The sequence below is a fragment of the Chryseobacterium sp. CS3K3.1 genome (assembly GCF_059515165.1).
Genome location: NZ_JCAKRV010000018.1, coordinates 36,066 through 48,569 on the forward strand (window position 1 = coordinate 36,066; position 12,504 = coordinate 48,569).

Genomic DNA, 12,504 nt, shown 5'->3' on the forward strand with positions numbered 1-12,504 from the left:
TATGGCAAGATATATTGGACCTAAAACTAAGATTGCTAGAAAGTTTGGTGCTGCAATCTACGGAGATGATAAAAACTTCGAAAAAAGAAAGAACCAACCGCCAGGACAACACGGTCCTAACAAAAGAAGAGGTGCTAAAAAATCAGAATATGCAATTCAGTTAGCTGAAAAACAAAAAGCTAAATATACTTACGGTATTTTAGAAAGACAGTTTGCTAACCTATTTGACAAAGCACACAGAAGTAAAGGTGTAACAGGGGAAGTTCTATTACAACTTTGTGAATCAAGATTGGATAACGTAGTATACAGATTAGGTTTTGCTAAAACAAGATCTGGAGCTAGACAATTGGTTTCTCACAGACACATCACTGTGAACGGGGAAATTCTTAATATCCCTTCTTACTTGGTAAAAGCTGGTGATGTAATCGCTGTAAGAGAAAAGTCTAAGTCTCTTGAAGTTGTTACCAATGCATTGGCTTCTAAGTCAAACTATGAGTGGTTACAATTCAACGATGAGAAGAAAGAAGGAACTTTCGTTTCTGCTCCTGAAAGAATCCAGATTCCGGAGGACATTAAGGAGAACCTTATCGTCGAACTTTACTCTAAATAATTTTTTAATCAAATTTTTGCTCAACCCAATAATATGGCAATTTTACAATTCATAAAACCCGATAAAGTAATTTTACTTAACTCTGATGAATTTAAAGGTCAATTTGAATTCAGACCTTTAGAACCAGGTTTCGGGCTTACAATCGGTAATGCTTTGAGAAGAGTGTTGCTTTCTTCTCTGGAAGGATACGCTATTTCATCTATCAAAATAGAAGGTGTAGAGCACGAATTTTCAACTATTCCAGGAGTAATCGAAGACGTTACCGAAATTATTCTTAACCTTAAGCAGGTAAGATTAAAAGCTGCAGCAGAAGGCCAGGCTAACGAGCAGGTTGTTGCTAAAGTTTCAGGTCAAACGGTTATTACTGCTGGTGATTTAGGAAAGTCTATCAATGGATTTGAGGTTCTGAACCCAGATCTAGTGATCTGCAACCTAAACAGTGATGTAACTTTCGAAATTACTTTCAATATTGAAAAAGGTAGAGGGTATGTTCCTTCTGAACAAAATAAATCAAACAATGCTCCTGTAGGAACTATTGCTATTGACTCTATTTTCACGCCGATCAAGAAAGTACAATACAGCATTGAAAATTATCGTGTAGAGCAAAAAACAGACTACGAAAAACTTGTATTAGATATAGAAACTGACGGGTCTATCAGCCCTCAGAATGCTTTAACTGAAGCTTCTAAGATATTAATTTATCACTTCATGCTATTCTCTGATGAGAGAATCACGCTTGAAACTGAAGCTGTAAAAGCATCTATCCAGTACGATGAAGAAACTCTTCACACAAGACAACTTCTTAAGTCTAAATTAGCAGATATGGATCTTTCTGTAAGAGCCCTTAACTGTCTGAAAGCGGCTGAAGTAGAAACTCTTGGAGAACTGGTTTCTTACAGTAAGTCTGATTTGATGAAATTCAGAAATTTTGGTAAAAAATCTTTGACAGAACTAGAAGAATTAGTGCATTCAAAAGGTCTTAACTTCGGTTTCGACGTTGCAAAATATAAGTTAGACGCTGATAAATAATTAATAATGAGACACGGTAAAAAATTCAATCACTTAGGAAGAACAGCTTCTCACAGAAGTGCTTTACTTTCTAATATGGCTTGTTCTCTAATTGAGCATAAAAGAATCAACACTACTGTAGCTAAAGCTAAAGCTTTAAGAGTATATGTTGAGCCTCTATTAACAAAAGCAAAAGAAGATACTACACACAACAGAAGAGTAGTATTCTCTTACCTTCAAAATAAATTTGCGGTTGCTGAATTATTCAGAACTGTAGCTCCTAAAATCGCTGAAAGAAACGGTGGTTATACAAGAATCATCAAGACAGGATTCAGACCAGGTGATGCTGCTGATACTGCTCTTATCGAATTAGTAGATTTCAACGAGCTTTACAACCCTAATGCTGAAGAGAAAAAAGCTACAAGAAGAAGCAGAAGATCAACAACTGCTAAAAAAGCTGAAGCAGTAGTTGCTGATGCTCCTGCAGTTGAAGAGAAAGTAGAAGAAGCTAAGGCTGATACTACTGAGGAAAAAACTGAAGAATAATATTCATTCAGATATATAAAAAAAACCATCCGGATTCCGGGTGGTTTTTTTATGTACTACTTATCAAATAAAATGTCCCTCAACATTGGAGGGACATTTTTATTTTAGATCTTTGTTCTTTTCAGCTCAATAATATTATTTCCTTGTTCAAGGTGAAGGCTGTCTCCTTTTACCCTTGCAGTCATATCATCTTTTTTGTAAATCGTTTCATCTCCTTTCGTTTCCGACTTAGGCAAGGTAAACGTTTTCTTGTTGCTGGTAATAGCTACCGTACTTTCTTTCGGATCGTTTTTAAATACTACTTTCACCAGTGTTCCGTCAGTAGCTTTATACACAAAATCTGTTTTCTCAGTTTTCTGACCGTTGATATCTACTGTCGAAGAACTTTGTGTTACCGAATCTATCTTTCCATTGTTGTCTGTAACTACAGTTTCTGAACTGTCTGTTTTGATAACGCTTTTGTTTCCGCTTTCACTTTTTTTACAGCTGACTACTGCCAGTGCCAATACAGCACCTAGTGCTAAAAGACTTTTTTTCATGATTATATTATTTGATATTCAATTGATTTTTATATTTTAAATTTTACAAAAATCATGCCTTACAATATGAGAAATTTTAACCGTTATTTATGCATAATTCTTTTATTTTTCTCCTTGAATACTGTGTTTTCGCAGAAAGGAAATTTTGAAATTAAAGATGGACATTTCTTCCTGAACGGAAAACCATTTACCGTGTATTCAGGAGAGATGCATTATCCCAGAGTTCCTTCGGAGTATTGGAAGCATCGTCTGGAGATGATGAAAGCAATGGGGTTGAATACTGTTACGACTTACGTTTTTTGGAATTATCATGAAGAAACTCCGGGAAAATGGAATTTTTCAGGTGAAAAAGATTTGCAGAAGTTTATCAAAACGGCACAGGAAGTTGGCTTATATGTTATCATTCGTCCGGGGCCTTATGTTTGTGCAGAGTGGGAATTCGGAGGATATCCATGGTGGCTGCAGAAAAATAAAGACCTTGAAATAAGAAGAGACAACAAAGCCTTCTTAGAGGAATGCCGTAAATATATCAGTCAACTGGCAAAGCAGATCGTACCTCTGCAGATTAATAATGGCGGCCCGGTTATTATGGTACAGGCAGAGAATGAATTTGGATCTTACGTCGCGCAAAGAAAAGATATTCCGTTGGAAGAACACAGAAAATACAGTCATAAGATTAAAGATATGCTGTTGAAAAGCGGGATCTCTGTACCTTTATTTACTTCAGACGGCAGTTCACTGTTTAAAGGAGGATCTATAGAAGGTGCTTTACCTACCGCAAACGGAGAAAGCGATATTGCTGTTTTAAAGAAAAGCATCAATGAGTATAACGGTGGAAAAGGTCCTTATATGGTTGCAGAATATTATCCCGGATGGCTTGATCATTGGGCAGAGCCATTCGTTAAAGTTTCCACGGAAGAAGTGGTGAAACAAACAAAGCTTTATATAGAAAATGATATTTCTTTTAATTATTATATGATTCATGGCGGAACCAACTTTGGATTTACCAGCGGAGCCAATTACGATAAGGATCATGATATCCAGCCGGATCTTACAAGCTATGATTATGATGCTCCCATCAGTGAAGCAGGATGGGCAACCCCTAAATATAATGCGTTGAGAGAAATTTTTCAATCCATAAATAAAAGTAAGCTTCCGGATGTTCCAAAACCAGTAAAAGTCATCACCATTCCCCGGATAAAATTTTCAAAAGTAAATTCTCTGTTTGATCTTACCGATCATCAGAAACCTGTTATTAATGACCAGCCACTGACGTTTGAAGATTTGAATATCGGAAACGGATATGTTCTTTACAGAAGAAAGTTTGACAAAGACCACAAAGGGAGATTGGAAATAAAAGGACTCCGTGATTATGCGAATATTTACATCAATGGCCAATGGAAAGGCGAATTGAACAGAGTTTATAAAAAGTATGATCTTGCTATTGAAATAAAATCCGGAGACCGGCTGGAAATTCTTGTTGAAAATATGGGAAGAATCAATTACGGAGCAGAGATTGTTCATAATTTAAAAGGAATTATCAGCCCCGTAAAAATTAATGGAGCTGAAGTTTCCGGGAACTGGGAAATGCTTACTCTTCCTTTTGATACTTTTCCAAAACATCATTTTAAAAATAAAGAAATTGCAGACCATTTACCTGTTATTCAGGAGGCAGAATTTGTGCTTGAAGAAACCGGGGATACTTTTCTTGATATGAGAAATTTTGGAAAAGGTATTGTTTTTATTAACGGGAAAAATGCTGGAAGGTACTGGAGTACTGCAGGTCCTCAGCAAACACTTTATATTCCCGGAGTATGGCTGAAAAAAGGTAAAAACAGGATTCAGATCTTTGAGCAGATTAAATTTCAACATACAATAAGCAGCATTGATCATCCTATCCTTGATCAGATTGTAAATAATAATTGATTTTAAAAACGGAATTGTAGTTTATTTTAATCTATTATGAAATATTTATAATAATATTGTTTTTAAAGTGAAAAATTGATTAAATTTAATACAACTAAAACACTAAGCCATAACTTCAAACTCAAATAGTAATATTCCACAAAGGTGTAATTGATTTCAAATTGTTTTCTGTTGAAATTTGCTTCAAACAAACAAAGTCATGAGCATTTCCGTAGCCATAGTAGAAGACGAAAAAAACTACAACAATGCGTTGAAGAAGGTCATCAATTATCAGAAGGATATGAAAGTGGTTGCCCAGTTCTTTGACGGCAATGATGCCATAACGAACCTGCCATACATCTCTCCTGATGTTGTGATGATGGATATCCAGTTACAGGACATGCTCGGAATCGAGATCATAGAAAAGCTGCGAAAAGAAATTCCCGGTACCCAATTTATTATGTGTACCAGCTTTGATGATGATGAAAAGATCTTTAATTCTTTAAAGGCTGGCGCCATGGGATATCTTGTAAAAGGTGAAAGTATGGATAAGATTCTTGCTTCAATACGGGACGTATATCAGGGAGGTGCTCCTATGAGTTTTTCCATTGCAAGAAGAGTACTGAATCATTTCGAAAAAAAGCTTCCGGAAATAAAAGGCTTTGATGAACTTACAGAACGCGAAAAAGAAATTCTTGAACTTCTTTCACAGGGGCTTCTTTACAAAGAGATTGCAGATAAAAAATTCATCAGTATTGACACCGTCAAGAAGCACGTAGGAAATATTTACAGAAAACTCCACGTCAACAACAAAGTGGAGGCAGTCAATAAATTTAACCAATCAAAAAACTAAGAAATTATGGAAAATTCAAATGCAACAAGTCAGGTAGTCCTTGATGACAATTTAGCTTACAGAGAAGGCCCTATTGGTAATAAACTTGAACAGCTGGTTGAAGATGTATCGGAAATGAGGCCCATTAGCCACATTCTGGCAGAAAGTTTTATTGACAGTGCTAAAAAGGGCATTTTGCCTTTTATGCAAAATCGGGAGGTGAATTTTAATCTTGGAGGTATTTATGCTGTAAAACATTCTCTCCTGAAAGATATTTGCGAGATTATGAAAGATATTAAGGCGACCTATTTAACATTTACTTTCGTACAGATAGATCCCCGGGATTCCAGATTACGACTCACACCTTATTCTGAAAACAAGATGATGTATATGGTGGCCTCTTTGCAAACAGAAGGGAAAAATACCATTGATGAGCATAATTATCTTATCATCAATGCCAATCAGGATCTTTCACTTAAGGATCTGAAAATCTCCGATGAGAATGTAAAAACACTTAATGATTTTTATCTTAAGAACGGACATCAGGTATTGACTAATTACTTAGGACGAAATAATACATTTTATATCAGTTATCATATCGTTGATCTTATAGATACCTTGTCAAAAGACGGTAGTGATACATTTACCATCAACCTTTGTGAGATCAGTGATGTGAAGAAAGTGGTTTTTGAAAATAATCTTGGCGATAAATTTCGCGAAGACCAATATAAAAGACATTTTGAAACCCACGAAAAACAAATGACACTGGTTTTTAGTACAGACGAGGGTTATTACGATATGGGTTCATTATATCCGTAAAATGATCATCCAGATAATATACATCGCAGTACTCCTGGTTGCTACTGTAAAATCCATAGTTTTAGCTGGGAAGAAAGGTCTTTCCAGCCAAAACTATTTTGCAATATTTTTATTTCTGTCGCTTTGTCTGGAATTGTATGGGCATTATAAAATATGGAATAGAGAATTTGATTTTGCTTATCTGTTTAATTACTACAGCATTTTTTTAATTATATTTTTTAACATTTACTATGCTAAAATCTTCCCTCGGAAACTCAGGGTATTTTTCCGCTGCGTTCTGATTGCCATACTTGCCTATATTATTCTGTTTATAAAGTTTTATAGTGAAAACTATGAAAATACATTGGGAATATTAGTGTGCTTTTATTTCATCATCAATGTGCTGGTTTGGTTTTTTATAAGGCTGAAAAATTTTGACGAAATAAAAATTCTGGACGATCCGCATTTCTGGGTCTCTTGTGGTTTGCTTTTTTGGAGTATTTTCTTTATTTTCAGATCTATACCCATGTTTTTTCTTCGGGATAATGATCCGGGGCTTCTGCAAATTCTGAAAGTGATGCAGTATTGTGTAAATATCATTATGTATGGATTGTTCTATATTGCTTTAAGGAAATTTGAAAATAAAAACACAATATGAAGCAACTGCCGGATACAATAAGATTGGCTTATATTATTGCGGTTATTTTATTAATAACTTTTGTCATCTTTATTGTTTTAATAGTTGTTCTGTATAACAAAAGACAGCTTTTTTTTATTCAGCAGCAGCAGCTTAAAGAATCTGAACACCAGAACCAGCTCCTTCAGAAAGAACTGGAAAAACAAAAGGTGCTGGAACAGGAGCGGGAACGTATCTCCCACGATATGCATGATGATCTTGGAGCCGGAATTTCTGCATTGAAGCTTCAGGCAGAATTTCTGAAACAGAAAGCGGAAGATGATGATCTGTTAAACGACATCGATGAGCTTCTGAAAACCTCCGAAGAAATGAATATTTCCATGAGAGAAATGCTGTGGAGCCTGAACTCAGGAAATGACACATTGGGGAGATTTATCGATTATGCTGTCCTATATACCGGAAACTTTTTGAAGAAAACAAAAATAATCGTGTATTCAGAATATGAAAATATCATAGCAGAAACACCGATTTCCACCGAAATGAGGCGTAATCTCTTTCTTTGTCTGAAAGAAGCCGTTAATAACGTTTATAAACACAGCCATGCCGACAGCCTGAAGCTTTCATTTTCGCAGGAAGAAAATAACTTTTCTATGAAAATCTGTGATAACGGAAAGGGAATTTCCGACGGCCATAGAGAAGGGAACGGTCTTAGAAATATGAAACGAAGAATGAACGAATTATCCGGCGATTGTACAATCATTTCCGGAAATCCCGGAACCTGTCTGGCCTTCAAAACAAAATTATAAATTACCCTTTTGTGTAATTGACTGGTCCGTTTTTTAGAGGGAAATTTGATACATAAAATCAAAGGCCATGAAAACTCTTATTAACGACAGTATCGAAGATCTGGAAGCTGCTTTAAAAAACAGCAGTGATCTTCAGGAAAAGTTCAGAATAAATCCTGTAGAGGCTATAAAAAATGTAGAAATAAGAAATCCTAAGGATACAGACTACTGGATTTACAGGATTATTGTCCTGATGCTCGGGCTGGCAGTTATCGCAATTATTGCAGGGCTTATACTCATTGCTTACTGGAATGACGGCTCCTCCAAAGATAATCAGCTGGTTACTATATTTGCAACGATTTCATCAGGAGCAATAGGTGCCCTGGCCGGTCTTTTATCTCCAACGCCCAGAAAATAATAATAACTCCTATACCGTATCATAAAGCTCACTTTTCAAGGTGAGTTTTGTTATGATGTTCCATTTTTTAATTCCTGATCCCTTCCCTCAAAAATGGGGAATTATCATAATATAAATTAACTAAAATTTAACTTGGATTTATTTCAAAAAAATGCTGTGAAATACCCTTGAAAGTTAAATTTTGATTAAATTTGTCTAAACTAAAAAAAATAAAAAATGAGTGCAATTTCTTACATAGAAGCAAGACAGATTTTAGATTCCAGAGGAAATCCTACCATTGAAGTAGATGTATTTACAGAAAGCGGGGCAATGGGCCGTGCAGCTGTACCTTCAGGAGCATCTACAGGAGAACACGAGGCGGTAGAATTACGTGACGGTGGTTCAGAATATCTGGGAAAAGGAGTTCTGAAAGCTGTTGAAAATGTAAAAGAAGTAATTGCAGAGAATTTAGTAGGACAGCCGGTTTTTGAACAAAACTATATCGATCAGATTATGATTGATCTTGATGGAACGCCTAACAAAGGAAATCTTGGTGCCAATGCTATTCTTGGTGTTTCTCTGGCCGTAGCAAGAGCTGCTGCTGCAGAATTGGGAATGCCTCTTTATAAATATGTAGGTGGAGTGAACGCCAACACACTTCCTGTTCCAATGATGAATGTAATCAACGGTGGATCTCACTCAGATGCTCCTATCGCATTCCAGGAATTCATGATTATGCCGGTAAAAGCTGATTCTTTCTCTCATGCATTGAGAAAAGGAACTGAAATTTTCCACAACCTAAAATCTATTCTTCATTCAAGAGGTTTATCTACTGCGGTAGGTGATGAAGGTGGTTTTGCACCAACTTTCAAAGGAACTGAAGATGCTTTGGATACTTTACTTCAAGCTATTGAAAAAGCAGGTTATAAGCCAGGTGACGATATTATGTTGGCACTTGACTGTGCGGCTTCGGAATTCTACAAAGACGGAATCTATGATTACAGAAAATTCCAGACTCCGGATGCAGCCCAGTTTTCAAGCAGCGAGCAGGTTTCTTATTTAGCGGAACTGGCTGCAAAATATCCAATCATTTCTATTGAAGATGGTATGCAGGAAAACGACTGGGAAGGTTGGAAAATGTTAACAGATAAAATTGGTGACAGAGTACAGCTGGTAGGAGATGATTTATTTGTAACCAACGTAGAAAGATTATCCAGAGGAGTAAAAGAAAATATTGCGAACTCTATCCTTGTAAAAGTAAACCAGATCGGTTCTCTTTCTGAAACAATGGCTGCTGTACAAATGGCTCAGAATAACAAATTCACTTCAGTGATGTCTCACAGATCAGGAGAAACTGAAGACTCTACAATTGCTGATTTAGCAGTAGCAATGAACTGTGGACAGATCAAAACCGGTTCAGCTTCAAGATCAGACAGAATGGCAAAATACAACCAGTTATTAAGAATTGAAGAAGCTTTAGGCGAAACTGCGATTTTCCCGGGATTAGAAGCTTTTAAAATCAAAAGATAATTAATCGAATTTATAAATAACGGCAAGCGAAATTTTTAGTTTGCCGTATTTTATGGAAAGTGGTATATTTAAAAAAAATAAATAAATAATGTCAGACAACAAAGTAATATTGAATTACGACGGTAATTCATATGAATATCCAATCGTGGATAGTACTATCGGAGACAGAGGGATTGATATTTCAAAATTAAGAGACCAGACAGGTTTAATCACTCTGGATTTAGGTTACAAAAATACAGGAGCTACTATTAGCGACATCACTTACTTAGACGGAGATAAAGGAGAATTATTCTACAGAGGTTATCCAATCGAGCAGATTGCTGAAAAATCTAACTTCACTGAAGTAATGTATCTTTTATTACATGGAGAATTACCTACTCAGGATCAGTTTACTTCATTCGACAACAATATTAAAAAATATAACTTCATCGCAGACGAAATGAAAAAAATCATTGATGTTTTTCCTCGTTCTGCTCACCCTATGGGAGTTTTATCTTCTTTAACGTCTGCTTTAACAGCTTTCAACCCGAAAGCCGTTAACGTAAACTCTAAAGAAGAAATGGATCACGCTGCTGAGCTTATGATCGCTAAGTTTTCTCACCTTTGTGCATGGACTTACAGAAAAACTCAGGGCTTACCATTAAACCACGGTGATAACAACCTGAACTATGTAGAGAACTTCTACAAAATGGCATTCAGATTACCAAACGCTGATTTCGAAATCGATCCGGTAGTTGTAAATGCTTTAGATAAATTATTAATCCTTCACGCAGACCACGAACAAAACTGTTCTACTTCTACAGTAAGAATGGTAGGGTCTGCCCACACAGGTCTTTTCGCTTCTATCTCTGCCGGAGTATCTGCTCTTTGGGGGCCGCTTCACGGTGGTGCTAACCAGGCTGTAATCGAAATGCTTGAACTTATCGAGAAAGACGGTGGTGACGTATCTAAATATGTTGCTAAAGCTAAAGATAAGAATGATAACTTCCGTTTAATGGGATTCGGACACAGAGTGTACAAAAACTTCGACCCAAGAGCGAAAATCATCAAGAAAGCTGCTGACGATATCCTTAAAGCATTGGGTATCCAGGATAAAGCTCTTGACATTGCAATGCAACTGGAAAGAGTAGCGCTGGAAGACGAATACTTCGTAGAAAGAAAACTATATCCAAACGTAGACTTCTACTCAGGTATCATTTACAGAGCTTTAGGAATTCCTACAGAAATGTTCACCGTAATGTTTGCATTAGGAAGACTTCCGGGATGGATTTCTCAGTGGAAAGAAATGAGACTGAAAGGAGACCCGATCGGAAGACCAAGACAGGTTTACCAAGGTGCTCAGCAAAGAAACTACATCGATATTGCAAGCAGATAATATTTGCTTATACTATAAAAAATCCCAAAGCATGCTTTGGGATTTTTTATTTATATCAATTAGCTCAAATAAGAAAGCCTGCTTTTTTTAAGCAGGCTTTCTTTGTTTTATTAAGGACATTGGCATCTGTCACATGTCCAGATATAGCAGTTTCCTGCATCATCCCATTCACAGCATCTTCTGCCTGTTGAGATTGGAGCGCCTCCCATTACGGATTTTTGTTGATCTCTTCCTAATTTTTGTGCGTTTTTCAGCACCGGATTGTTCTTGTTCATGACTTTGATTTTTGGTGTTAATAGTTAAGTTTTATGATCTATAATTTCGCGAAAATTATATCACTAATATAGGAAATTAAATAATATGATTATCTGTTTTTTTGTTCTTATGTAGATGGAAAATAGTAAGTTGTAGATGTTTTTGGAACTATTCACTACAGTTGGCTCTGCATACAAGCAAATTTTGCCGAAGGGTGTTGATTTTGGAAACCAAATTTAATGCATAAAATAATCCAAAAGTTTTACAGGTAGAGACCTTTACTTATATTTGTAGTATTGCATAAATCTTTATGAGACTAAACATTAAAAACGAAACGGGCAGGCTGAAGTCAGTAGTTCTAGGCCAGCCTAATTCATTGGGGCCGGTTCCCACATTAGAGGAAAGTTATGACGCAAAGTCATATTACTCAATCGAACACAACATTTATCCTAAAGAAGAGGATATTATTAATGAAATGAACGCTTTTGAAGCGGTTTTAAAAAAGTATGGCGTTGAAGTACTGCGTCCCAGCATCATCAAAGATTACAATCAGGTTTTTTCAAGAGATGTAGCCTTTGTAATTGATGATAAAATGATCATTTCCAATGTGATTGCAGACAGAGCAGACGAGCAGGAAGCCTATAAAAGCGTTTTTGAAAAAGTAGCATGGAGAAAGATCATCAATCTTCCCGAAACTGCACATATCGAAGGAGGTGATGTGATCGTATGGAATGACTTCCTTTTCATCGGAACCTGCTTCAGCGAAGATTACAGAAACTATAAGACAGCAAGAACCAATGAATATGCCATTGAAATCTTAAAAGAATATTTTCCGAAGAAAAGAATCATTGACCTGGAACTGAAGAAAAATGATAAGGTTCCTTTTGAAGGCATTCTGCATTTGGATTGTACATTTAATCCGGTAGGTGAAGACAAATGTATTATTTATAAAAACGGATTTGTAGATGAAAGCGACTACCGTTTAATCATTGATATTTTCGGAGAAGAAAACTGTTTCCATATCAATGATGAAGAAATGTTTGAAATGTTCCCGAATATTTTCTCCATTTCTCCTGATGTTGTCGTTTCGGACAAAGCATTCACAAGAATGAATAACCACCTGAGAAACGAGTGGGGAATGACTGTTGAAGAAATTCCTTACAGAGAAATCTCTAAAATGGGAGGCTTGCTGAGATGCTCTACAATGCCGCTTGTGAGAGAATAATTGATAAACCGTTGCAAGACACTCAAACTCTCATACACCAAAAACACCCTCAAACTTTAAAA

The 12,504-nt window shown here is 36.2% G+C and carries 13 protein-coding genes; 11 read left to right on the forward strand and 2 right to left on the reverse strand.

The window, feature by feature from the left end; translation table 11 throughout:
• The first annotated feature begins 1 nt into the window (after nt 1).
• From rpsD to rplQ, 3 genes are read left to right on the forward strand one after another with little or no spacing between them, the layout of a single operon-like run.
• Entirely contained in the window at nt 2-610 is a 609-nt protein-coding gene (rpsD, locus tag AC5YGI_RS16475; protein WP_110008554.1) for a 30S ribosomal protein S4, read from the forward strand.
• Nucleotides 611-643: 33 nt separating this feature from the next.
• On the forward strand, nt 644-1,639 hold the full coding sequence (locus tag AC5YGI_RS16480; RefSeq protein WP_047376582.1) for a DNA-directed RNA polymerase subunit alpha: 996 nt from the start codon (nt 644-646) through the stop codon (nt 1,637-1,639).
• Between the two features lie 6 nt (nt 1,640-1,645).
• Nucleotides 1,646-2,164 (forward strand): 50S ribosomal protein L17, encoded by a 519-nt coding sequence (gene rplQ, locus AC5YGI_RS16485; protein WP_110008555.1) that lies wholly within the window; start codon nt 1,646-1,648, stop codon nt 2,162-2,164.
• A gap of 104 nt (nt 2,165-2,268) precedes the next feature.
• Here rplQ and AC5YGI_RS16490 read toward each other — a convergent pair whose 3' ends face one another.
• Nucleotides 2,269-2,703 (reverse strand): hypothetical protein, encoded by a 435-nt coding sequence (locus AC5YGI_RS16490; RefSeq protein ID WP_137905027.1) that lies wholly within the window; start codon nt 2,701-2,703, stop codon nt 2,269-2,271.
• Nucleotides 2,704-2,769: 66 nt separating this feature from the next.
• Between AC5YGI_RS16490 and AC5YGI_RS16495 the strand changes: the two genes are divergently transcribed.
• The 7 genes from AC5YGI_RS16495 (at nt 2,770) to AC5YGI_RS16525 (ending at nt 10,962) form a co-directional block, all read left to right on the forward strand.
• Nucleotides 2,770-4,629: a glycoside hydrolase family 35 protein gene (locus tag AC5YGI_RS16495; protein ID WP_496169009.1), complete on the forward strand. Its 1,860-nt coding sequence runs from the start codon at nt 2,770-2,772 to the stop codon at nt 4,627-4,629.
• Nucleotides 4,630-4,828: 199 nt separating this feature from the next.
• Nucleotides 4,829-5,461: a response regulator gene (locus AC5YGI_RS16500; protein ID WP_330745114.1), complete on the forward strand. Its 633-nt coding sequence runs from the start codon at nt 4,829-4,831 to the stop codon at nt 5,459-5,461.
• 6 nt (nt 5,462-5,467) lie between these two features.
• On the forward strand, nt 5,468-6,259 hold the full coding sequence (locus AC5YGI_RS16505) for a hypothetical protein (protein ID WP_330745115.1): 792 nt from the start codon (nt 5,468-5,470) through the stop codon (nt 6,257-6,259).
• 633 nt (nt 6,260-6,892) lie between these two features.
• Nucleotides 6,893-7,681, forward strand: a complete 789-nt coding sequence (locus AC5YGI_RS16510) for a sensor histidine kinase (protein WP_496169012.1) — start codon at nt 6,893-6,895, stop codon at nt 7,679-7,681.
• A gap of 67 nt (nt 7,682-7,748) precedes the next feature.
• Nucleotides 7,749-8,078, forward strand: a complete 330-nt coding sequence (locus tag AC5YGI_RS16515; protein ID WP_330745118.1) for a hypothetical protein — start codon at nt 7,749-7,751, stop codon at nt 8,076-8,078.
• Between the two features lie 216 nt (nt 8,079-8,294).
• Nucleotides 8,295-9,587 (forward strand): phosphopyruvate hydratase, encoded by a 1,293-nt coding sequence (gene eno, locus AC5YGI_RS16520; RefSeq protein ID WP_047427629.1) that lies wholly within the window; start codon nt 8,295-8,297, stop codon nt 9,585-9,587.
• A gap of 88 nt (nt 9,588-9,675) precedes the next feature.
• Entirely contained in the window at nt 9,676-10,962 is a 1,287-nt protein-coding gene (locus tag AC5YGI_RS16525) for a citrate synthase (RefSeq protein WP_110008563.1), read from the forward strand.
• A gap of 110 nt (nt 10,963-11,072) precedes the next feature.
• Here the strand turns inward: AC5YGI_RS16525 and AC5YGI_RS16530 are convergent, their stop codons facing one another.
• Nucleotides 11,073-11,237, reverse strand: a complete 165-nt coding sequence (locus AC5YGI_RS16530) for a hypothetical protein (RefSeq protein ID WP_156121335.1) — start codon at nt 11,235-11,237, stop codon at nt 11,073-11,075.
• Between the two features lie 290 nt (nt 11,238-11,527).
• Between AC5YGI_RS16530 and AC5YGI_RS16535 the strand changes: the two genes are divergently transcribed.
• Nucleotides 11,528-12,442 carry a dimethylarginine dimethylaminohydrolase family protein gene (locus AC5YGI_RS16535; protein ID WP_076596983.1) on the forward strand — a complete coding sequence of 305 codons (915 nt, stop codon included), beginning with the start codon at nt 11,528-11,530 and terminating at the stop codon, nt 12,440-12,442.
• Nucleotides 12,443-12,504: the final 62 nt, after the last annotated feature.